The organism is Bifidobacterium sp. LH_413, from assembly GCF_056357015.1.
In genome coordinates, this window is record NZ_JBKEVK010000002.1 from 279363 (window position 1) to 304284 (window position 24922).

At 66.9% G+C, this 24922-nt stretch carries 5 protein-coding genes; all 5 read right to left on the minus strand.

What is annotated here, in order from left to right; translation table 11 throughout:
- Window positions 1-357: 357 nt before the first annotated feature.
- On the minus strand, window positions 358-3702 hold the full coding sequence (locus AC1AYN_RS05315) for an immunoglobulin-like domain-containing protein (RefSeq protein ID WP_476532453.1): 3345 nt from the start codon (window positions 3700-3702) through the stop codon (window positions 358-360).
- A 553-nt stretch (window positions 3703-4255) separates the two neighbouring features.
- Window positions 4256-7903 carry a family 43 glycosylhydrolase gene (locus tag AC1AYN_RS05320; protein ID WP_476532454.1) on the minus strand — a complete coding sequence of 1216 codons (3648 nt, stop codon included), beginning with the start codon at window positions 7901-7903 and terminating at the stop codon, window positions 4256-4258.
- 290 nt (window positions 7904-8193) lie between these two features.
- The gene (locus tag AC1AYN_RS05325; protein WP_476532455.1) at window positions 8194-13083 is read right to left on the minus strand and encodes a family 43 glycosylhydrolase; all 4890 of its coding nucleotides are present in this window, start codon (window positions 13081-13083) and stop codon (window positions 8194-8196) included.
- Between the two features lie 334 nt (window positions 13084-13417).
- Window positions 13418-16612 (minus strand): Ig-like domain-containing protein, encoded by a 3195-nt coding sequence (locus AC1AYN_RS05330; protein ID WP_476532456.1) that lies wholly within the window; start codon window positions 16610-16612, stop codon window positions 13418-13420.
- Window positions 16613-17133: 521 nt separating this feature from the next.
- Window positions 17134-24357, minus strand: a complete 7224-nt coding sequence (locus AC1AYN_RS05335) for a leucine-rich repeat protein (RefSeq protein WP_476532457.1) — start codon at window positions 24355-24357, stop codon at window positions 17134-17136.
- Between the last annotated feature and the right edge of the window lie 565 nt (window positions 24358-24922).

Sequence of the window (24922 nt, forward strand, 5' to 3'; positions counted from 1 at the left end):
TACAAAACACGATTCATTGTAGCGCTTCAATTTTGCGATGGCAACGTGGGGACGGGATTTCTCGGACCTTCCTTCCGCGCAGGGTACCCCCTCAGTCCGGCCTACGGCCGGCCAGCTCCCCCACATCCGTGGGGGAGCAAGATAACGGAATGCGCCACGGCGCATACCATCCCTTTGCTCCCCCTGTCAGGGGGAGCTGTCCGCGAAGCGGACTGAGGTGGGACATCGCCGTGAAGCAAACGCCGGAGGCGTTTGTAGGCGATGTGCGAGCGACAGCGAGCCGATATAAGGCCAGCCAACATAGGCCCCCTCTGACGAGGGGGCCGGAAAACCAGCATGCGCCGGAGGCGCATACCGTCAGGCGCGGCGCTTGCGCCAGATGGTCAGACCGACGCCGGCGGCGGCCAAGACGGCCACCACACCCAGCACGCCCGCCACGGCGGCACCCGTCCTGGACAAGGCGCTACCGGTGCTCGGAGCCGGAGTCGGCTTCGGAGCCGGCAGGTTCGCCGTATCGTACGCGAACGTGTACGTCTGCGTGAACTTGCCATCCGGGCTCGTCACCCGGAACACCTGACCCTTCGACGCATCGGAAGTCACATCCGCGGACTTCCACGCAACCGGGACGCCCTGCAGCTTCACCCTACGACCAGCAGCGATCCTGAACGGACCGGACTGATCGTAACGGAACGACGCCACCTGAGCACCGTTATCCGCATAGTTCGCAGTCACATTCTTCAAATCGGCCACACCGTACTTGGTGGACGGCGTCGGCGTCGGCGTCTCGGCCTCCTTGATCGTGAACGTGACCTTCACCGTACCCGAGTACTTGCCCGCGCCGGTCACGGTCACGGTGGCGGTGCCCGGCTCGACGTTGTTCGCGTAGGACACGGTGTAGTCGCCCTCGCCCAGCACGGTGCCGTCGGCGAGCGTCACGGACTCGACCGCGGGCTCCTTGGCGGCGCCGTCGGCCGTGTACTCGGTCTGCGCGAGCTTCACGGTCGCGCCGGAGATATCGATGCCGGTGACGGTCACGGTCGCTTCGACAGGCATGCGGGAGTCATCCTGCGCGACGCCCTTCACGGTGAACGTGCCGGTCTTCGCGTAGGAATCAGCCGGAACCGCATCCCACTTCACCGCGACATCCGCCTCGGAGCCGTCCGCATGCGTGAGGTGCACGGTCGCCGGCAGCTTGGCGGTCGGATCCTCACCGACCTTCGTCTCGACGACGTCCAGCGCACCCACGGACTTGACGGCCACGGCCGGGGCGTACGCCTCCAGCACCTTCTGGTACTGGGCGCGCGTCACCGGCAGCACGGTGCCGTGACGCGGCTTGCCGCCGTCGGAGTTGGTCGGGAAGTTCTCTTCCGGCATCTTGTCGCCGATGACCGTCCACTTGCCGCTGGCGATGTCGTTGGTCGCCATCGGCACGTAGTGGTTCGGACCGCCGTGGTAGTTCGGCTGGTCGGCGAACAGGTAGTACTGGTAGCCGTTCACGTCACCGTCGTTGGCCTTGAACAGGGACGGGCCCTCGCCGGAGGTGAACTTGCCGCTGCCGGTGGCGTAGCCGTTGGGCTGGCCGTTGCCGATCTTCTCGGCGACCAACGTCCACTGGTCGGCCGCGCCGGTGGTCCCCGGGTAGTCGCCCTTCACGGTGGCGAGCAGGTTCGTGGACTTCTCCTGACGCAGGCTCATCGAGTTCTCGTCCTTGTAGACGCGGTAGTAGGTGTCGCCCACCTTCTGCACGGTCGCGTCGATGGAGCCCTTACCATCCTTGCCGTTGCCGCGCTGCGAGTCGATCCACACCTTCGGCTCCGAGAAGTTCACGAAGTCGTCGGTGGTGACGTAGATCATGCGGTTGTAGGTCATCGCCTTGCGGTCGGCGGAGTTCTCGGTGTCGTACATGTTCGACGCCCAGTAGACGACGTACTTGCCGATCTCGTCGTCCCAGTACGCCTCGGGCGCCCACGTATTGCCCGCGTAGTCGGAGCTGACCTTCACGTGCGACTGCTTGGACCAGTGGACCAGGTCGTCGGACTTCCAGATCTCGATGTACTTGGAGCCGTTGACCTGCGCGCCGGCGAAGCCGTTCAGGCTGCTGATGCCGTTGGCGTTGGCACGACCGGAGATCTTCAGGTCGGTGGCGAGCATGTAGAACTTGTCGCCGTCCTTCGACTTCATGATGAACGGGTCACGCAGGCCCTTCTCACCATATTCGGAGGTGAACAGCGGGGTGCCGTTGTTGAGCGTGTTCCAGTCGAGCGCGTTGTCGCCCTTGGAGGCCGCGAGGCTGATCTTCTCGCCGCCCACGCCTTCGCCGGTGAAGAACGCCCACACGTAGGCCTCGTCCTTCTCCTCGGCGGCCGGCATCGGCTGGATCGTGATCTCGAAGTCCTTGGTGAGCGTGGCGGCGCCATTCTTCGCGGTGGCTTCCAGCGTGACCTTGACCGCGTCCTTGCCGGAGGCGGGACGCTTGACGGTCACGGTCGCCGACTTGTCGTTCACGCCGTCGCCGACGGTGGCGTAGTCGCCGCCCTTGACGATCTTCCACGTGATCGCGGAACCGTTGTCGCCCTTCGTCGCGATGGAGATGTTCGAACGCACGTCGTCCGCGCTTTCGATGGCGATCGCGTCGAGGTCGGCCTGCGCCTTGCTCTCGTCGGACGGCTGCTTCGGCACGGTCACCGTGTACGTCGCGGTCTTGCTCGCGCCGTCGAGCGTGAACGTCGCGGTGAGCGTCACCGTCGCGTCGGCCGCGTTCGCGGCGGGACGCGTGACGGTCGCCTTGCCGGTCGCGGCGTCGACGGCGATGGCCGCGTTGTCGGACTTCCACGCGACGGTCGCGCCTGCGGCGGCGACCGGCAGCGTGAAGTCCTCCGTCGCGCTCGACGGCACGGCGGCGGCGACGGCCGCGGCGGCCTTGTCGAGCGCTTCAGCGCTGTAGAGTCCGGCGACGTCATCGGCGGTGAGCGCGGTGCCGTAGACCGCGTAGTCGTCGACGTCGATCTTCGTGTTCGGATCGGCGTAGGAGGATTTCGCGATGTACGCGACGAGGTCGCCGTAGTTCGTGAGGCCGCCGGCGGGGATCGTGTACGTCTTGTCGCCGACCGGCTGGCCGTTCAGGTAGAAGCTCATCGTGCCGTCGGTGCCGTCGATCACGGTGGTGTAGAGCGCGAGCGCGTTCGTCGCCTTCGCGCCGGTGGTGGCGGCGTTGGTCGCGGCGGGACCGACTTCGGTGCCCCACGGGCTGTTGTTCGGGGCGGCCGCGGTGGCGGTGGTCATCACGGACTTCACGTAGCCGGACGGGTTCGCCGGATTGAGCAGGAAGTAGCCGTTCTTCGTCGCGCCATTGCCGATGTACGCGGCGGCGACGTTGCCGTTACCGTAGTTGTTCTTCAGCCAGATGGAGACGGTCACGTCCTTCTGGCCCTTGATCGCGGTGGTCGGCACGCTGATGGTCTGCGATCCGGTCAGGTTGATCTGGCCGTTCGCGACGGTCGCGTCACCGGAGAGGGTGGCGTCGCTGTTCGCCGCGGTACCCTCGTTCGCGATGGTCTTGCCGCTCGGCGCGGTGTCGAATGAATAATGGATGAGCGGCTTCGGCACGCTCGCCGCGGCCGCCGTCATCGGCAGCATGAGACCGGCGGCCAGCGTGGCGACGCTCGCCACGATGCCAACGGCCTTTCTTGTCCACATCCCCATAATGCTCCTTCGATAAAGGGAATCGTCTGTATCTCCTCGTATCGCGCCGGGTGAACCGCACGCCGCCCTTCCTCACGACGCCCACGCGGCGACCTGTCGTGGTCCCCGCCGGTTCCGTTGCGCACGACCAACCTCGACCGCGCGCACGCCATACAGTGTTCAGTGTACTGTGAACGCTCCCATTACGCCACGCCACAATCAGCGGCGTGTGCGCACAGGTGATTTTCACAGGGTCCACATATGCCGGCCCCCTCTGACGAGGGGGCTGTCCGCGAAGCGGACTGGGGGAGAGATACCGCGAACGTAACGTTCCAGCTATCTCTCCCCCAGCCTCACTTCGTTCGGCAGCCCCCTCGTCAGAGGGGGCCAAGAAATGCCACGCCGCAAGCAGCACATCCGTTCCCCTTTGCGCCCCCTTGAGGGGGAGCTGTCGGCAAAGCCGACTGAGGGGGTGACCGGCTAGCCGATATCGACATCAGCTCAGTCACCCCCTCAGTCTCGCTGCGCGAGCCAGCTCCCCCTGAAGGGGGCGCAGGGGGGATGCACGCGACCGTCAGGCGCGGCGCTTGCGGAGGGTGAGCGCGGCGCCGGCGGCAAGCACGAGCAGCGTGACCGCGGCGACCGCGGCACCGGCCACGGACGAGCCGGTCCTCGACAGGCCCGGCTTCTTCGCCCCGTTCGAGCCGTTTGCCCCGTTCGCACCAGCACCAGCACCAGCACCAGCACCCGGCTTGGCCGACGGAGTCTCCGGCTTGGTCGCGTCACCATCGCCGTCGCCCTTGTCCGGGTCGGTCGGTGTCGTGTCGCCGTCATCCGCCACGACCTTCACCTTGACGGTTACGGTCTTCAGCGAGGCCTTGAGCTCTTCGGACGAGCTCATGTCGAACACGGGCATGCCGTCGGCGGCCCAGTGGACGCGGCGCACGAACGTGTCGCGGCCGGTGGCGTTGACGGAACCGAGGTTCTTCGTCGCGTAGGCGTGGAACACGTAGATCATGTTGCCGTCCTCGTCCTCGCTCCACATGCCGTGGCCGGTGCCGAGCTGCATCTCGCCGTTGAACGGGCCGGACTTCTGGATCGGGTAGTTGAGCACGGTCCAGCTGGCCGGGTCGGTCAGGTCGCTGCCGGAGGCATCGGCCACCGCGAGGCCGGTGGTGTACGTCTTGCCGACGGACGAGCCGGAGAACATGAGGTACAGCTTGCCGTCGCGCATCGTCACGTTCGGGCCTTCGGCGATGGTCACGTTCCACGGGTATTCCGGCGAGACGATGCGCACCGGCTTGGACGTGATGAGGCCCGGGTTCGACGGGTCCATCGTCGCGATGTAGGTCGCGCCGAGCTGCTGCCACGCGTAGTAGGACTTGCCGTTCGCGTCCTTGAAGTAGGTCATGTCGAGCGACATGCCCACGTTGCCGTTCGCGTCGAGCGCGAGGTCCTTCTTGCCGTTGACCTGCGAGGCGGCGTCGCGGTAGATCGGCGTCGGCGTGGTCCAGTTGGCGGGCACGCTCGGGTCGAGGTCGTAGCCGTTCGCGTCCTGCTTGAGCTGCATGTACACGGACTTGCCGTTCGACCACGTGCTGCCGTAGCCGGCCATGAACAGGATCGTCAGGCGTCCGTTGATCTCGTGGAACTCCGGGGCCCAGAAGCTGTGCATGATCGCCTTGCCTTCGGAATCCTTGACTCCGGCGGTGAGCAGCGACACCTCCTTGTTGTTGTATCCGTTCGACTGGATGAGCGCGTCCGGGTTGCCCGGCTCGTCGGCGAGCGCCGCGATCGAGTCGGCCATGCGGAACGGCATGTGCGGGGTGCCGTGCTGCCAGGTCACGTCGCCTTGGATGTCGTTGGAGGCGATCATCAGGAACTTGGTTTCGGTGACTTCCTTGCCGTCGACCTGATGCGTCCACTCCCACTTGGTGATGGACGGGTCGGCGCGGTCCTCGGCGAACGGGATTTGGTATTCGGTCTGCTTGACGGTGCCGGTCACGGTGTAGCCGTCCGCGTTGCCGCTCGCTTCGCCCGTCACCTTGGACGTGTCCACCGCCGAAGTGTCCCACGACGAGATTGGCAGCGAGCCGGTGGAGCCGTCGGAGTAGGTGAGGTCCACATTCTTCGGCAGCTGCTTGGTCACCTCGTCCATCGACGCGCCCTGCTTGACGGTGATCGTCTCGGGCAGGTTGCTGGCACCGGTGTTGGTGGAGCGGCCGAAGCGCGTTTCGAGCGCCTTCACGGTGGCGGCGTCGACGGCGATCGTCGCGCCGGAACGGAAGTCGGCGATGCCCGTGACCGCGCCCGCGCCGGATGCGGCGAGCCTGCCGGACGTCGCGTAGGCGCCGACGATCACGTCGCCGTGCTTGGCGGCCTTGCCGTCGTTGGAGAGCGTGGCGAACGTCGTGTGCTTGGCCACGCCGTTGTCGTCCTTCCAGCCGACGAGGTACTGCTTGGCGGCGGTGTCGTAGACCGCGTACGGCTCGTTGACGCCGTTGGTCTCGCCGAGGTCGACGATCGAACCGGAGTTCGCCTTCTCGCTGTAGGCGAGCAGGTCCTTCGACGTGGCGATGAGCACGCTGGACTTGGCGGTGGAGTCGCCGTTCGCGGTGCCGCGGTTGGTGCGCACGGCGATCACGGCGAACGTGCCGTCGGCGAGGCGGAACAGGCTCGGGTCCTTGAGGTTGCGGGCCACATCCTCGGTGTTCATGTTGAGCGGCTGGGACTTGTATCCGAGCGGGAAGAAGATGCCGTAGTTCTCGTTGTACGGCGCGTAGGAGCCGTCGTCGGCGAGTCGCGCGAGGTGCATGCTGTACGCGATGTCGCCGTTGTTCGCATCGTCGACGCTGGTGGCGTTGCGGTCGTAGGCGGCGATCGTCGCGGACTTCGACTTCGGCAGGACGGTCACGGCGAACGTCTTGTCGAGCGTTCCGGCGGTGCCATCCTTCGCGAACGTCACGGTGATGGTGCCTTCCGCGGCTTTGTCGGCGTTCCCGTCGGCCGCGGCGATGACGCCGTCGGCCGCGGTCACGCCGCCGGTGGTCGCCTTCACGGTCGCCGTGGTGCCGTCACCGGGCGTGGGCAGTGCGTCGCCGGAACGCACGATGGCCGGGATCGCGTAGCCATCGGCGGCTTCCTTGAGCACTTCGGCGGCGGTCTTGTCGGTCGGATTGACGGTCACCGTGAACCGTTTCGTCGCGGTGACGCCGCGCACGGTGACGGTCGCCGTCAACGTCACCGTCTTCGCGGCCTCGCCTTTGGCGGGCTGCGTGACGGTGCCGTTCGTCGCGATGACGCTCTCGTCGGACGACGTCCACGTGACGCCGTTCGCGGTGGGCAGCGCGACGTAGGATGCGTTGATCTCGCCCGGCACGCTGATGCCGTCGAGCGCCGATCCGGTGAGCTCGTCGGCGTGGATCTTCGCGTCGACCGTGCTGATCGCGGCGACCTGGTCGGCGTTCAGCGCGGCGTCGTACACGCGGAACGTGGAGACGGCGCCCTTGAACAGCGCGTCCGGCCACGGCGAGCGTGCGATCGTGTTCAGCGACTGGTCCTTGACGGTGGACAGTTTCGCCGGCACGGTGCCGGACGCGACCTGCACGCCGTCGATGTACATCTTGGTCGTGTTGCCGTCGATCGTCGCGGTGACGGACAACCAACGGTCGGCGGATGCGACGCAGGATTTCGCCTGGACGAGCGTCTCGGCGCCGCCGGACTTGAGGCCGACGAGCGGATTGCGGCCGGAACCGCAGTTGAGCGTGGAGAAGAAGTACTCAGTGTCGGAGCTGTCGTTGCCGACGTTCCACAGGAAGTGGAACGAGCTCAGCATGCTCTTGTCGGCCTTGACCTCCATCTGCACGGTGGCCGCGTCCTTGCCGGCGAGCAGGCCGGCGGGCAGCTTCACCCAGTCGCCGGAGCCGGTCTTCGCGCCGCCGGACAGGGTGAGGGCGCTGTCGGACCAGAGGGTGTCGGCCGCGTTCTGGACTTCGGCCGCGCCGAGGCTCGAGTTCGCGGTGGGCGCGCCGTTGGCGACGGTCTTGCCGTCGGCCGGCTTCGACGTGAAGTCGTAGGCGGCGACGAGATGGTCAGTGGGGATGGTGGCGTCGGCCGCGACCGCCGTGGTCGCGCCGAGCGCCATGCCCGCGAGCGCCATCGGCACCGCGAGCGCCGCGCCGAGGATCCTCTTCCCCCAGCGCCTGGTAGTTGACATGGACATTACGTGTTTCTCCTTCGAAATTGATGTATTGTTCGGCCCCCTCTGACGAGGGGGCTCCCGGCGAAGCCGGGTGGGGGAGAGACAACCGCAAACGTTGCGTTCCAGCTATCTCTCCCCCAGTCCGCTTCGCGGACAGCTCGACCGCAATTGCGGACGGCCTGCGGCCGGCCTCATATCAGCTCGCCTGTCGGCTCGCACATCGCCTACAAACGCCTCCGGCGTTTGCTTCACGGCGATGTCCCGTCAGAGGGGGCCAGAGCCGGGTGCAATGCCATACCCGGCTCTCACCGCTATGCGCGCTTGCGGCGGAGGGCTAGAGCGATGCCGGCGGCGAGCGTCGCGAGGGCAACGGTCGCGGCGGCGGTCACGGACGCGCCGGTGGCGGACAGGCCGGGCTTCCTGCAGGCGTTGGTCGCTCCGTTGCCGCCGTTGCTGCCGGCACCGGAGCCATCGCCCGTACCGTTGCCGTTCTCACCGTTGCCGTTGTCCCCCGGGCCGGTCGGGTTGTCCGGATCCTCGTCGGACGGCCAGGCGGTCTGCTTGGCGCCCCAGATGGAGACGGCGCCCGGTGTGGCGGCGGCCACGTCGGTGCCGGCGTTGGTGAACACGCTGCCGCCGACCGCGCCGAACACGAGCGCGTAGCCGCCGGTCTCGTTGGGCTGTCCGGCGAGCGTGCCGGTGTAGTCGCCCATCAGGTCGCTGCCGGGCGCGGCGGCGGTCACGTGCAGCGTGACCGTGTTGCCGGACAGCTCCCACGTGCCCTGCGCGCGTCCGGAGACCGTGCCGTCCTCGTTGAGGCGCACGGTGACCGCGTGCACGATGCCCGTATCGGCGAGACGCGTCGCGAGATCGGCGTCTTCCGTATTCGTCGCGTAGCTGCGCGTCGGATCGTTGACGGCGATCTGGTATTCGCCGGCCACGTCGGCGACCTTGTACGAGGCCTTCTGACGGAACGCGCCGGAGTACTCGTACGGGGTGGAGACGAGCCAGCCGTCGGCGGTGGCGACCATCTGCTGCACGCGCAGCTCGTTGTCGGACTTGGTGGCGGTCTCGGAGGCGGTCTTGTCGACGAAACGCGTGTGGTACACGTTGTAGATCGCGCCGTCGGAGCCGACGTAGACCTCGTTGCCGCCCTGCGACGTGCGGATCTCGGTGGAGCCGTTCTGCTCCACGGTGGAGAGCACGCGCAGGCCGCGGTTGATGGTCTTGTTCGCGCCGGAGCCCGGGTTGCCGTACACGGACGTGTAGATCGCCGGGTTGCCGTTCTGGTCCACGTACGGGCCGGTCAGCTTCTTCGAGCGGAACTCGCGGATCTGGTAGCCGCCGTCCACGCCGAGGTTGCCGTAGGAGACGAACATGTACCACCAGTCGCCGTGCTTGACGAACGACGCGCCTTCGCCGGAGTTGTTGTGGCCGCCGGCGAGCTTCACGCCGTAGTAGGCGTCGGAGACGTCCGCCTTGGTCGCGTAGGTCGCGCCGTAGTCGCGCAGGCCGGTGGCCGGGTCGAGCTTGATCGCCCAGATGCCGCCGAACCAGGAGCCGAAGCTCATCCACAGCTGGCCGTCGTCGTCGGTGTGCACGTCGGCGTCGATCGCGTTGATGCCGGTGTCGTCGAGGCTCTTGTAGCGGGCGGGCACCTTGCCGTCCGTGGTGAGCACGCCGGGCACCTTGGCCACGTCGGTCGCCGCCACGTCGGAATCCTGGAAGCCTGAGTAGACCACGGGGCCCACGTACGTCCAGTCGCCGTCGAGATGGTCGGCGGTGAGCAGCACGATCACGGTCTTCTGGTAGTTGCCCTTGCCGCCGCCGTTGACGGACAGGTACATCGTCCACTTGCCCATCGTCGCGTTCCAGGAGACGTCGGGCGCCCACATGTTGCCGTCAATCTCGCCGTTGCCGGCGTCGTTCTTCGACGACCACTCGTTCCAGATGCCGCCGAGCACGGTCTTGTAGTCGGTGCTCAGGTTGTTCTGGAACGGCTCCCAGTTCTGGAGGTCCTTCGACTTGAGCCATGCACGGTGGGAGCCGAACACGTAGTACGTGTCGCCTTCCTTGACGATGCTCGGGTCGTGCGCGCTGCCGCGCTGGTGCGTGTCGTCGGCGCGGGAGGCGGTCACGTCGGCCGTGTACGTCACGTCGACGATCGAGCCGTCCTTCATCGTGTAGCGCACGGTGAACGCGAACGTTCCGGCCGCAACGTCCAGCGCGTCGTAGCGCACGCCGCCGTCGGCGAGCGTGACGACACCCTGCGCCGGCGCCTTGGTGAGGGCCCGCTTCGCGTGGCCCTTCACCGCCGCCGGCTCGGCGAACGTCACGGTGCCGTTCGTCGAGACCGTCATCGCGTCGGTCTTGACGTCGGTGACGGTCGCGGCCTTCGCGGCGACGGTGACGGTCGCCTCGACCGGCATGCGCGACGCGTCCTGCGCGACGCCGGACACGGTGAACGTGCCTTCCTTCGCGTAATCGCTCGCCTTGATCTCGTTCCAGACGACGGCGACGTCCTTGGACGTGCCGTCGGCCATGGTGAGGTGCGCGGACTGCGGCAGCGTGGGCGCCTCGCCGGGCTTCGTGGTCGCGTCGAGCGCGTCGACGGACTTGACGGCGATGCTCGGCTCGTACGCTTCGAGCACGGCCTGGTATTCGGCGCGGGTGACGCCGAGCACGGTGCCGTGGCGCGGACGGCCGCCGTCGGAGTTGAGCGGCATCTGCGATTCGGGCATCTTCTCGCCAACGGACGTCCACTTGGACGCGTCGGTGATGTCGGTCGTGGCGAACGGCACGTAGTGGTTCGGGCCGCCGTGGTAGTTCGGCTGGTCGGCGAACAGGTAGTACTGGTAGCCGTTCACATCGCCCTTGTTGGCCTTGAACAGGGACGGGCCTTCGCCGGCGGTGAACGTGCCGCCGTAGCCGTTGGGCTGGCCCTTGCCGATGTTCACGCCGATTTCGGTCCACTTGGAGCCCTTGAGCGCGGTCGCGTAGTCGGTCACGCCGTCGGCGCCGATGGAGGCGGTCAGGTCGGTGGACTTCTCCTCGCGCAGGGTCATCGAGTTCTCGTCCTTGTAGATGCGGTAGTAGGTGTCGCCCACCTTCTGCACGGTCGCGTCGATCGAGCCGGCGCCGGCCTGGCCGCGGCGGTCCACGTTGATCCATTCCTTCGGTTCGGAGAAGGTGATGAAATCGTCGGTGGTCGCATACATCATGCGGTTGTAGGTCAGCGACGTGCGGTCGTTCTCGTCGGTGGTGTCGTACAGGTTCGACGCCCAGTAGACCACGTAGGTGCCGAGTTCGTCGTCCCAGTAGGCTTCGGGCGCCCACGTGTTGCCCGCGTAGTCGGTGCTGACCTTCACGTGGCGCTGCTTCGACCAGTTGACGAGGTCGGTGGACTCCCAGATCTCCAGGTACTTGGAGCCCTTGTTCTGGGCGGTAGAGAAGTCGCCGTTGACGACCTTCAGATCGGTGGCGAGCAGGTAGAACTTGTCGCCGTCATGCGAGCGCATGATGAACGGGTCGCGCAGGCCCTTCTCGCCGAACGTGGAGGTCATGATCGGCTCGGCCTTGCCTTCGGCGTTCGTGTTGAGCGCGTTCCAGTCGAGCGCGTTGTTGCCCTTGGATGCGGCGATGCTGACCTTCTGCGATTCGCCGCCTTCGCCGGTGAAGTACATCCACACGTAGGCCTGGGTGTCGGTCTTGCTGGACGGCATCGGCTGCACCTTGACCGCGAAATCGCAGGTCTTGGTGACGCTGCCGCTGGTCACGGCGGCGGTGAGCGTGATGGTGGTCGCCTTCGCGCCGGCAGCCGGGCGGGCGATTCTCACGGTCTTCGAGGTCGCGTTGACGCCGTTCGCGATGGTCGGGTTCGCCTTGCCGGCGTCCTTGACGGTCCACGAGATGGTCGCGCCGTTGGCGCCCTTCGTGGGCACGGAGAAGTTGGAGCGCATGTCGGTCGCGTTCTCGATCGAGAGCGCCTTGACGTCACGTGCGACGATCTCCTCGTCGCCGAGCTTCTGCGGCACGAGCACGGTGAACGTCTTCGTGACGGGTTGCGGCGGCGCGGGCACGCCCGTGTTCGGCGAGAGCGTGGCGGTGAGCGTCACGGTCACGTCGCTCGCGGTGGACGGCGTGACGGTCGCATTGCCGGCCTTGTCGACGCTGATGACCTTGTCGTTGTCGCTCGTCCACGTGACGGCGGCGTTGTCGGTGGCGGTCTTCAGCGCGAAGTCGGCGCTCGCGGTGGCCGGCACGGTGAGGTTGCCGATTTCGCCGTTGAGCAGGTCGGCGGCGCCGTCGGAGTCGAGCATCGTGACGATCTGGCTTTGGGTGAGCGCGGTGTCGTACACGGCGAACGACTTGATCGCGCCGTGGAACATCGCGTCACCGACGCCCGGATACGTGGAGTTGCCTATCGTGTTCCAGTTCTGCGCCTTGAACTGGTTCGGCAGCGTATTGAACGTGCCGGAGCCGACTAGTCGGCCGTTGATGTACAGGTTCGCCTGCTTCGTCGCGCCGTCGATGGTGGCGGCGAGCAGCTGGAACTTCTCGGTGGACAGGTTGGATGAGGCGCTGAAGTAGTTCTCGTTCTCGCCGTTCTGCGTGGCGGTGATCGAGGTGTACAGGCCGTTGTGGGTGGAGACCGCCCAGTTGCCTTCCGCCTTGAGACGCGAGCCGCCGAACGTGAAGAAGTACGTCCACTTCGAGTCGCTGATGCTGAAGTCGCTGTTCTTCACCATCGTGACCACGGTGGCGGAGGTCTTGTCCTTGAGCAGATCGTCGGGGAGCTTCACGTATTCGTCGCCGGTGAGCTGGAGCGCGCCGTCCGCGTAGGTGCCGGCCTTGTCGGCGTCCTTCGTGTCCTTGACCTGGGCGGCGCCGAACGTGGAGCCGGTGGCCTCGTTGGCCACGGCGCCGTTGCCGTCGTCCTTGGCGAACGAATAGCTGGCAAGCGGGGTGGGGATCGATGCGGCCTTGGTGGTCGCGTTGGCGTTGGCGGTGGCGGCCTTGGCGGCGATGGTCTGGGCCGTGTCGCCGTCGGCCGCGACCGCGGTGGTCGCGCCGAGCGCCAGTCCGGACAGGGCCATCGGCACGGCGATCACGGCGCCGATGAGACGCCTGCGGATCGCGTGCCCTCCGGCCGATCGCCGCACGGCCGAAAGCCGCCCGATCGGTGATGGTTGGGTGGTCATTGTTTCCTCCTTCGCGCAGAACTTCCGTAGTCCCACGCACATCTACTGTGATGCCGCATCACCAGTGATGCAGCTGTTGATGCACCGATGCACCAACGAAATGCGCCATAGGCGCATACGTTGTTGGGGGGGGGGCGAGCGGGGTGGCTCCCTCTGACGAGGGAGCTGTCAGCCGAAGGCTGACTGAGGGAGAGATAGCTGGAACGTTACGTTCGCGGCATCTCTCCCCCACCCGGCTTCGCCGGGAGCCCCCTCGTCAGAGGGGGCCGAAATCGGCATGCGCCTTCGGCGCATTCTGTTTTTGCTCCCCCACATTCGTGGGGGAGCAAGCGGCTCACGCCTGGCGCTTGCGCCAGACGGTGAGGGCGATGCCGGCGGCAAGGACCAGCGCGGTGGCGGCGGTCACGCCCGCGATCGCGCTGCCCGTGGAGGACAGCACCGGCTTCTTCGTGGCGGTCGTGTTCGTGCCGTTCGGCTTGCCGGACGAGCTCTTCTTCACCAGACCGTCAACGGCGGACTGGAGCTTCGCGAGAACCTGATCCACCTGCTGCTGGCTGGCGTTGTCATCACGCAGCACAGCGTCGGCGGCGGCACGGGCGGCGGCGAAGGCGGCCCAACCGGACTGGTAGTCGGACGCCTCGTATCCCTTGACCTTGTCGTAGAGCTTCTTCAGCGCGTCCTTGTCGACCGTCGCGCCGGGCTGGTCAGGCTGGTCGGGATCCGGGTTCGGATTCTCGCCCTGCGCGACCGTGACGGACTCGCTGGTGGAACCGTTGACGAGGCCGTCGGTGTAGCCGTCGTAGGTGGCGGTGATGTCGCCGGAGACGGCGGCGGGGACGGTCACGGCTGCGACGCCGTCGGCGTCGAGCTTGACGGTCTCGGTCCAGCTGTCGTCCGCGGTGGCGAACTTCACGGAGCCGGCGACGGTGCCCTTGTCGGCGGCCGCGACGGTCGCGGTCAGGACGCGGGAGTCCTTGTCATACTTGAGCGTGGTCGTCGAGTCCACGGCGGCGAGCTTCGTCGGGTTGGCGGTCGTCCACTGGTGCATGTTCTCGGCGATGGCGGCGGACACGTTCACGAACGCGCCGTGGCGGGTCGGGGTCGGCATGTTGGTCGGGGTGACCTTGCCGGTGACGCCCGGGCCCCACTGCTTCTCCGTGTTCCAGCCGTCGGTCTGCGACAGGCGGTTGGCCCAGCTGGAGGCGGCGATCGCGGATTCGGAGGTCATGTACGGCTTGTAGCCGCCGGAGTCGGCCATGATGATCATCGCGTCGCCGGCCTCGTTCTGGTTCGGGTCGCCCGCGTTGAGCTTGATGGACTCCGGGCCCTCGAACGGCAGGATGTTCTGGTCGACGAGCTGCCAGGTCTTGGTCACGTCGGCGTTCGGATCGGCGGAGGTCGTCTCGCAGGTCAGGCACTTGGAGCGCTCGAGGAACGTGGACTTCTTGGTGGTGATGTAGTCGCCGGCCTTGCCGTTCTCCTCGTTCTTGGTGAGGCGGTAGTACATATCGCCGATCTTGAACACGGTGGAGTCGATGCGGGAGTACTGGGTGTCCTGCCACTTCTGCACCGGGGTGTAGTTCTTGAAGTCGCGTGTGATGGCCATCATCACGATGTTGTACGCGCCGCCGGTCTTCGAGCTCTTCACCGCGGTGGAGCGGGTGCCGTCCGTGTACTCGCGGGAGGAGAAGAACACGACGTAGGCGTTGAGGTCGTCATCCCAGAACGCCTCCGGCGCCCAAGTCATGCCCATGTTGTCGGCGTTGACCTTGATGCCGGTGTCGCCGTCCTCGGCGTTGGTGCGGGTCCAGTTCACCATGTCGGTGGACTCCCACGCCTCGAGCTTGAGGGAGCCGTACTGCTGGTTCTTGTCCCAGCCCTGCGAGGAGACCTTGAGGTCGGTGGCGATCATGTAGAACTTGTCGCCGTCATGGGACTTGAGCACGTACGGGTCGCGCAGACCCTTGGTGTCGGTGTTCGAGACGATGACCGGGTCGGAGCCGTTGATCTCCTTGAACGAGAAGAAGTTGTTGCCGTCGGTGGCGGACTCGTACAGGGCCTCGCCAATCTTGCCGTTGGTGGTCGCGGAGTCGGACAGGAAGGTGACGGACGCATACGCGCCGTCCGGCACGGAACGCGTCTTCTCCTTGACGGTGACTTCGACGGTCTTGGTGACCTTCTCGCCGCCGTTGTAGCTGGCGGTGGCGGTCAGCGTGACCGGCTTGGAATCGCCGTCGCCGTAGGCGGGGCGGGTCACGACGCCGGCACCCTGGTACGGGTCGGCGGCCGCGCCGTTGGCCGGCGCCTTGTAGTCGGCGTCCGTGCCGGTGATGAGCTTCGGATCGGAGGACGTCCACGTGATCGCGGAGCCGTTCTTCGTGCCTTCGGCGACGAGCGGCAGGTTCTCGGTCGTGGTGGTCTTGAGCGCGCTGATCGCGGAGTCGAGGTCCTCGGTGGCGGCGCTCTTCGCGTCCAGCGGGTTCACGGTGACGGGCAGCTCGGCCTTCACGCCGCCGATCTCGGTGGTCGCGGTGATGGTCGCGGAACCGGCCTTGACGGCGGTCACGGTGCCGTCGTCGGAGACCTTCGCCACGCCCTCGTCGGAGGACGACCAGGTGACGTTCTTGCTCACGGCGTCGTCCGGGGTGACGGTGGCGGTGAGCTTGGCGGTGGACTTCTCGGTCAGGGCGAGCTTGCCGTCGACCACGCCGTCGCCGGAGATGGTCACGCCGGTCGGCGAGGCGAGTTCGGCGCCCTTGTACACCTTGATGTCGTCCATCGCGCCGTTCCAGTACTCGTCGCCGTTGTAGAACGACTTGCCGATGTACGTGGTGTAGGCACCGAGGTCGCTCATCTTGATGCCGGTGTCGGCCTTGAAGATGATCGGGGTGCCGTCACGGAACACGGCGAGCTGGGTGCCGTCCACGACGATCTTGAAGTTGTGCCACACGTTGTCGTTGTTGGCGACGTTGACCTTCGCGCCCTGCTCGTTGCCCCAGTTGTTGTTGGAGATGACGCCCTTGACAGCGGTCTTGCTGTTGTAGAACATCAGGTACTTGTTGGCGTTCGCCTGATCGGTGGTGTTGGAATCGTTCGAGCCGTCCTTGCCGACGATGAGCGAGAAGAACTTGCCGCTGTCGTCGTGGCGGGTCTTGGTCGCGAACTCCATCGTAAAGGAGTCGCCGGCGTCCTTGAACAGCTGGTCGTCGATCTGCGCATACTGGCCGTCGCCGCGCAGCGACAGGGCTTCGTTGTTGCTGCGGTCGCCGTACTGCTCGACCTTGGCGCCACCGTTGAGGGTCAGGTTGTACTTGCCGGTCGAATCGGCGATGGAGCCGCTGCTGGTGCCGTTCTTGCCGGTGAAGTCCCAGCTGGCGAGCAGGGTCGGTGCGGCGTCGGCCGCGGCGGTGACGGCGGGCGCGGACTGCGCGGCCGCGGTCGTCGCGTCGGCGGCGGTGGCCGCGGGCACGAACGCCGCGAACATCGGCACGGCCGCGATCAGCGCGACTGCTTTCTTCCAGTTCTTCATATGCTGCTATGCACTTTCGTCCAGGCGCGACGCAGCGCCTCTTCCTTCCGTTCTCCCCCGCCATCGCCGTACCACGGTGCTACGCCACACCACGGCCATGCCGGACGTTCCGCACGCCGGTTCCGGTTCGTCCCGTCACCCGCGCACGTGACGTTCCACGATACCCGTTCGCATCGGTCGCCGTCCGTCGCTCCTCAACGACGTCCGCCTGTAATGTGAACGTTCTCATAGAAAACTGCCGCCTATTATTACACCCCCGCCCGACACCCGCGAAACCGCTTGAAACAAAAACAACCTCCCTCTGACGAGGGAGGTGTCATCGCGAAGCGATGACGGAGGGAGAGAAGAGGAGCGGCCGCAGGCCGCGGGGAAATCGAATCGGCCTTCGGCCGATGCCGTATCTCCCGCGGCCTGCGGCCGCTCCTCTACTCTCCCCCAGTCCGCTTCGCGGACAGCCCCCTCGACAGAGGGGGCCACAAAACGCCTTGCGTCTAGAGGCGCATTCCGTCATCGCATGCCGTTTACTCCTTGCGGCGGAGGCGGGCGATGGCGGCGGCTGCGGCGATCGCCATGCAGACCGTCACGAAGACGGCGAGCGGGAGGATCGTCGAACCGGTGGCGGACAGTCCGCCGCGGTCGGCGGCGTTCTGGCCGGACTGGCCGGACTGGCCGTTGCCGGCAGCCGAGCCGGCGCCGGAACCGTTGCCGTTACCAGCGTTTCCGGAACCACCGGCGTTACCGGAACCACCGTTATCGCCGGAACCATTACCGGAACCATTACCACCGTTTCCGTTATCGCCGGAACCGTTGTCACCGGAACCGTTGCCGCCGTTATCGCCCGAATCGGGCTTGTCGGCGGACTGCTGGAACGCCTTGACGGCGGCGTTCAGCGCGGCGGTCGCGGAGGCGACCTTGCGGCCGGAGAGGTCGCCGCTCGTGTCGGACGCGACCTTCTCGGCGGCAGCGATCGCATCCTGGAGCGTCTTCCATGCCTCGTCGGTCTTCTTGCCCTGCGTCACGGCCTTGGCGTCGGCGATCGCCTCGGCGAGCGCGGCGCGCTGGGCGTCGGTCGCCTTGGCGTCGGCCTTGCCGAACGCGGTCACGGCGGCGTCGAGCGTGGCGGAGGCCTGCTGGAGGTCGCCGGCGGTCGCGGTCGCGTTGTCGCGCGCCTTCTCGGCGGCGGCGATTGCATCCTGCAGCGTCTTCCACGCGGAATCGACCTTGTCGCCCTGTTTGACGGCCTTGGCGGCGGCGATGGACTCGTCGAGCGCCGCGCGGGCGGCGTCGAGCGTGGCGTCGGTCGCGGTCGCGGCGACGCTGTACCACGTGGCGTCGCGCACTTCGACGCGCACCTTCACGCCGCCGGCCTGCTCCGGCACGGTCCACTCGACCTGCGCGGCGTCGGACCAGTCCTGCAGGACGGTCTCGGCGCCGTCGGCGGCCACGGCGACGAAGCGGTACTGCTTCGCGCCGTCGACGCCGCCCTCGGCTTCGGCCTTGACCGTCACCTTGGCGCCGGCCTTGACCTCGCCGTCGATGTCGGCGGTGAGGGTGAGCGGCGTGTACGCCTTGACGCGGTCGGCGCCGACGGCCGCGATGGCGACCTTCTCGCCTTCCGAGCCGGCGGGCGCGTACACCGTGCCGTCACCGGCGAGGCTCAGCTTCTTCAGGCTGGCGGGCACGACGACGATGCTCGGCGTATCGGAGATGTTCAGCGTGGTCATGCCTTCGCCGAAGTACGCGGTCTGCATGCCGCCGGCGATGATGCCGCCGGTGTACGTGCCGTCCTGGCCGCCGCGCACCACGAGATGCGTCGGACGGTGGCCCCAGAACTCCTGGTCGATGTTCTTGGTCTTCGTGCCGAACTCGACGTATTCGAGGCCGGAGGCGAACAGGAACGAGGACTTCGTGCTCTCGAAGCCGTCCGGGAAGACGACTTCGGTGAGCCCGTCGGTCGAGTTGAACGAGCCGGTCGTCGTGGTCTTGAGGCTCGCGGGCAGGGTGATGTGCTTCAACTGGTGGTTGTTGCGGAACGCCTGCGCCTCGATGGCGACCGTGCCGTCCTTGACCGTGTAGTCGGTGACGGGGTTGCCCGGCGCGGAGAGCACCAGGTGGAGGCCGTCATCCTGCTTCTGGTAGAGGACATTGCCGCTGGCGGAGTACACCGGGTTCTTCTCGGACACGGTGATCTCGCTCAGGCCGTTGGCGCCGGTGAAGACGCCGGCCACGCCGGACGTGATGCCCGCGCCGAGGTGGACCTTCTTGAGCGAGGTGATGTTGGAGAACGCCAGATCGCCCAGGTCGGTCACCGAATCCGGGAAGTCGAGCGCGGTGATGGCCGGCGACTGGCCGAACGCCAGCGAACCGAACGACTTGAGCCTGTTGTACTCGGGTCGCATGTTGAGGTCGGTGAGCACCGGATCGCTGTAGAAGGCGCTGCCGCCCACGGTGATGGTGCCGCCGAAGTCGACGGACTTGAGGTTCGCCATGTTCATGAACGCGCCGTGCGCGACGGTCTCCAGGGTCTTCGGCAGGACGACTTCGGTGAAGTCGGTGCTCAGGAACGCGGAGTCGCCGATGGTCTTGAGGCCTTCGGTGAACTTCACGCCCTTGAGCGTGGAGTTGTCGTAGAACGCGTACTGGGCCACGTCGGTCACGGTCGCATCGAAGCCGTTCTCGCCCTTGGCCGGAATCGCGTAGACGCCGTCCTTCGGGCCCTGCGCGTTGGCGTTCGGGTAGGCGATGATGCGCGTGCGGTCCTTGTTGAACAGCACGCCGCCGAACTCGCTGTAGTGCTTCACGTCCTTGCCGACGGTGAACTCGGCGAGCTTGGCGTCGCCGACGAACGCGGCCTCCAGCTGCTTGTCGGGCACGTTCGCGCCGACCGTCGCCTTGGCGAGGTTCGGCATGTTGGAGAACGCGCCGTGGCCGACCTCGTCGAGCGAGTCGGGCATGACGAGTTCGGTGCCGGTGGTGCCGGAGAGCGCGGTCGCGCCGATGAACTCCAGTCCGTCGTTCAGGCGCACGTCGGCGCCGACGAGGGCAAACGCGCTGTCACCAATCGAACGCACGCTGGCGGGCAGTTCGATGACGCCGGAGAACGCGGCGCCGGCGAACGCCGAGCCGCCGATCGTCTTCAGCTTCTGCGGCCAGCCGGTGGTCACGTCGCCCTTCCGGTCGACGAGCTTGAGCGCGCCGAGCGACTGGTTCGCATTGAACGCGTTGTCGCCGATCACGGTGGTATCGGCGGAGATCGTCACGTCGGCGAGCTGGGCGTCGCCGTTGAACGTGCCGTCCGGAATCTCGGTGAGGGAGGCGGGCAGCGTCGCATGGCGGAGCGTCGAGCTGTAGAACACGTTGACGCCGAGCTCGAAGTCCTTCACGTCGACCGGCAGGTTCACCGTGTCGAGCGCGAGGGTCTGCGTGAACGCCTCATCGCCGATGGACTTCAAGTGGCTCGGGTGCTTCGCGTCGTTCTGGAACGTGACCGTGGTCAGCTTTCCGGAGCCGGCGAACGCCTGTTTGCCGATCGTCTCCACGCTGGACGGCACGGTGATCGTGACGGCCTGCGTGTTGGCGAAGGCGTTGTAGTCGATCGCCTTCGTGTTGTTCGGGATCACGACGTCACGCGCGTTGCCGGTGTAGCCGAGCAGCGTCGTGCCGTCCTTGTCGAACACGAACTGGGCGAAGTCGGCGGGCTGGACGCGCACGGTCATCGTGGCGGACTTGCCGGCCACGGTGGCGGTGATCGTCGCCGTGCCGACCTGCTCGCCCGCCGTGACGATCGCCTTGCCGGACTGTCCGTCCTTCGCGGCGACGGTGGCGACCTTCTCGTCGGAGCTCGACCACGCGATCTTCTTCCCGTCGAGCGACGGCGCGACGATCGCGGCGACGTCGAGCGTCTTGCCCGGCTCGATCGTGGCGGAATCCTGCGCCATCGCGATGCCGGTCTCGTCGGTCACGTCGGCGACGGTGACCTGCGCGACGGCCTTGACGTCCGGATCGATCTTCGAGGCGACGGTCACCGCGACCGGCTTGCCGTCGCTCGGGGCGACGCCGGTGAGCGTGCCGTCGGCGTCGACCTTGACCTTCGCCGGGTCGGCGCTCGTCCACGTCAGCTCCTGCTCGGTGGAGTCGGCGGGCTGGACCGCGGCCTTGAGCTTCGCCGTCTGGCCGGGCGCGATTGTGAGCTTGTCCGGCGTGACGGTGATGCCGGTGGCGGCCACCGGGGTCATGACGGCGGCCGTGCGATCGCTCGCGTTGAGGCCGTAGTCCCACGCGTACAGCGGGACGGTGTTCGGCAGGGAGCCGGACAGGCCGGACGCGGTCCACGCGGCGGCCACGTCGGCGACCTTCACGTCGAAGTGCCACGTGCGGGTGCCGTCGGCGTTCGTCGTGTAGTCGGCGGGCGCGAGGATGCGCTTGAAGTAGGCGAGCGTGGTCGGATCGTGGAAGTCGATCGCGGAGAGCCAGGACTCGTCGGTCACATCGAAGGAGAACGTCTTCGCGTCGCCTTCGCCGGTGAGCTGCATGTTGGTGATGCGCGGGCCCTTCGTGTCGAGGGTCACCTGGTAGGCGGCGCTCTGCTGCTCGGTGGAGCCGGGGCCGGCGGTCGTGGCAGTCTGGCGCAGCGTGTACGTGCCGTCGGGCAGGTTCGCGCCGTCGTCCGACTTGCCGTCGAACGCGCCGGAGCCGTTGCCGAGACGCGCTTCGGCGTACAGCACGCTGCCGGTCGTCTGGTTGAGCGTGGACTTCGACACGTAGTCGTAGGAGTAGCTCTTGACGACCTTGCCGTTCGCGTCCGTGTACTCGTACTTGAGCTTGTTCGCGTTGCGCAGCAGGCCGGTGACGGGCCAGGCGGCGATCGGCGAGGCGCTGTAGTTCGTGCGGGAGACGACCATGCGGTTCGGGTCGATGTCGTAGACCGGGCCGGCGGTGGCGTCGCCGTCGAGCGGGTTCACACCGAGCGGCAGGCCGTTGTTCGGGTTGGCGAGCGCGGTGCCGTACACGTGGTAGGCCTTGTCACCCTTCTCCCACAGCGCGGAATCGAACACGGAGGCCTGGTTCCACTTGCCGTAGAAGCCGACGAACGGGGCGGACAGGTCGACGCCGTTCTTGTCGGCGGCCTTGAGCAGGGCGAAGCCTTCGACGAACGTGCCGTTCGGGGTGTTCGCGGCGGCGAAGTCCTTGAACGCCTGCGCGGTGGCGACGGTGACGGTCAGCTTCGCGCTGCCGTTCGCCGGGACGGTCACCTTGCCGGTCTTCGCGTCGTAGCCGTTGCCGGAGTAGGCGACGTCGATGCCCTTGCCGGTCCAGTTCGTGTCGGTGTTCTGGAACAGGCCGTCGGCGACCGCCTCGGACAGGGCCTGCGCGTCGGGCGTGTAGGAGCGGGCCTTGCCGCCGAGGTTGTGCAGGGTGAGCGTGAACGACCACGTGCCGTCCGTGCTGTCGCCGAGGTCGGCCTTCGGACGGGAGTCGTCGTCGGCACCGTCGACGGTCAGGTAGACGTCGGTCGAGGTGGCGGCGGGCACGTCGGCGAGGCCGGCGCCCTGCTGGCGCGGCGAGGCGTAGGAGTCGCCGGACGCGACCGGCTTGGCGGTGCTCATCAGCAGGCGGGTGACGGCCTTCGCCTTCTCGGAGTCGGACATGCCGGAGAACTTGGCATCGCCGTCCACGTACTCGTGCATCTGCGCGGAGATGCCGGCCAGCTGCGGCGTGGCCATCGACGTGCCGGACATGTACTCGTACTTGTCGTTCGGTATGGACGACCAGATGTTGCCGCCGGGGGCGGTGATCTCGGGCTTGAGCTTCAGGTCCGGGGTGACGCCCCAGCTGGTGAAGTCGCTCATCGAGTAGCCGGCGGGCGCGGCGGTGGCGTCGGCCTTGACGGTGAGCTTCTTGTCGGCGGCGGCGATGAGCTTCTCGCCGTCCTTGCCGGAGATGGAGACGACGGGGATGTTGACGACGATGCCGGTCTTGATGGCCGCGCCGGTGATCGCGCCGTCCGCGTTGTTGTAGAAGATGACGGCGGCCGCGTTGAGCGCGGTGCCGACGTTCATGAGCTTGTCGCCGAAGGTGAGGGCGTGGCCGTCGCTCGGCTCGGTGCCGCCGCGCTTGACGACAACAATCTTGCCGGACAGGTCCCAGTTGTACGCATTGGCGAGACGGGTCTGGTCCTCGGTGGAGCCGATGCCGCCGTCCACGTACTCGTATTCGCCGTCCTTGAGGCCCTTGTCCTTGTCAGACAGGCCGGGCGTGCTGTCGCCGGTGGCCTGGCCGTTCTCGTCGGCGAAGCCGAGCTGCAGGTAGCCGATGGCCGTGCCGTCGGGGCCGAGGAACGCGGACTGGCGCTGCGCGTTGTTCACGCTCGCCACGGACAGCGAGTCGGGGAAGGAGGACGGGGAGGAGATCACGGAGCTGTCCGGATCGGAGGCATACGGCAGGTTCGCGCCGGAGGCGTTGCCGAGCGCGGCGGTGGTCGCGTTGCCGGCGGCCACGTTCACGGTGGCGCCGCCGTCGCGCAGCGCCTTGATGGCGTCGCCGTAGGTGGCGGTGGACTCCTCGGAGAAGCCGGCGTCGGAACCGAGCGACATGTTCACGGTGTCCGCGTCGAGCGCCTTCGCGTCGTCGATGGCGGCGAGCAGGGAGGAATCGTAGATGGCGCCGCTGAAATCGTCGGCGACCTTCATCGGCATGATCTGCGCGTCGGGCGCGGTGCCGCGGATCTGGTCGCCGGAGTTGGCGGCCGCGATGCCGGCGACGTGCGTGCCGTGCTCCATGCCGGACAGGTCGCTCGGGTTCACGTTGTCGTCGTTGTCGGCGTAGTCGCGCGCGAACGGGATCTTCTCGGACACGTACGTGCCGTGGCCGAGCTCCTTGATCTTCGATTCGGCGTCCGACTTGCTCATCTTCACCTTGGCGTCGTCGAGGTCGCCCTGGAACGCCTCATGGTCGGTGTCGAGGCCGGAATCGATGATTGCGATGGTCTGGCCGTCGCCCTTCTGCGCGGCCTTGTCGGCGCCGGTCATGTCGAGCGACGACTGGTTCTTCAGGTCGGGCGTGGAATCGTCGGCCGCGGACTTCTCGTCCGGGATGCTGTATTTGCTTTCGATGAACGCGCGCTTGACGCCCGGCAGCTCGCGGATGCCGTCGAGCAGCGCGGCCGGGGCCTTGACCGCGAAGCCGTCGATCGCGTGGTAGTAGTCCTGCACGTCGGAGACCTGGACGGACTTCGCCTTGCCGTTGGACTTGGCGCCGTCGGTGGACATCAGCGACGGCTGGTTCGCGGCCAGATCGCGGATGTCGTTCTTGATCTCGCGGTGGCGCGTCTGCTTGCTCACGCCGAACAGCGAACGGTACCACGGCACGCCGGCGGTGGTGTCGTCAAGCTGCACGATGATCGTCGCGATGCCGGTCGTGGTGTCGCCGGAGCCGGACAGCAGGCCCTTGTCGCCGGACTTGTCGTTCTTGCCGGACTTGTCCGCGGACTCGCCGACCGCGCGCAGCAGCGCGTCGGCGTCCTTTCCGTCCGTCTTGTCGGCGGTCTTGGCGGTGGTGCTGTTGCTGCTGGCGCTGTTGCCGGTACCGTTGGACGCGGCGGCCACGGCGGAATCCTGCGATGCCGCGGCAGGCTGCGACGCAGCCGGCGCGGCCATCGCCACATTGGCCGGGAGCAGCATGGCGGCCGTCACGGCAAGCGCCGTGATCGACCGCCATGGTCCGGCATGATGATGCCCTGAAACCATACGGGTGTTCCCTCTCATATCCATATCTGATCGGTCTGTCGATGATTGCCGATCGCGGGGCACGGGGCACGCACGGTACGCACTACGGTCATTCGACCGACGGCCTCGCACGACGACTTCGCACGACGACTTCGCACGACGACCATCGGTGATGGCCGACCATGCTGATTGCCCGTAATCCCGTAATCGGTTACGACGAGCGCCGACGCCACCCCCGGACACGGCACCTTATCTTCCCGTTCCCGGTGCCGCCGTCGAACACTCACAGTCCATTCGTCAACTTACGCCGCAAATTCCCAGAACACAAGACTTGTTTTCCCAGCCGAGACGTGCTATACGCCCCACCCATCTGCGCCTCAGGTGAATTTGCCAATTGCTCCCCTTCAGGGGGAGCTGTCCCGCAAAGCGGGACTGAGGGGGTATTGCCTCCCTCTGACGGGACATCGCCGTCAAGCAAACGCCAGAGGCGTTTGTAGGCGATGTGCGAGCCGACAGGCGAGCCGATATGAGGCCAGCCGAAGGCTGTCCATAATCGCGGTCGAGCCGTCAGCCGAAGGCTGACTGA

Bases quoted from the DNA above. Each gene is read 5' to 3' on its own strand.
- AC1AYN_RS05330 (WP_476532456.1), bottom strand. From the start codon at position 16,612: ATGAAGAACTGGAAGAAAGCAGTCGCGCTGATCGCGGCCGTGCCGATG.
- AC1AYN_RS05335 (WP_476532457.1), bottom strand. From the start codon at position 24,357: ATGGTTTCAGGGCATCATCATGCCGGACCATGGCGGTCGATCACGGCG.
- AC1AYN_RS05320 (WP_476532454.1), bottom strand. From the start codon at position 7,903: ATGTCCATGTCAACTACCAGGCGCTGGGGGAAGAGGATCCTCGGCGCG.
- AC1AYN_RS05325 (WP_476532455.1), bottom strand. From the start codon at position 13,083: ATGACCACCCAACCATCACCGATCGGGCGGCTTTCGGCCGTGCGGCGA.
- AC1AYN_RS05315 (WP_476532453.1), bottom strand. From the start codon at position 3,702: ATGGGGATGTGGACAAGAAAGGCCGTTGGCATCGTGGCGAGCGTCGCC.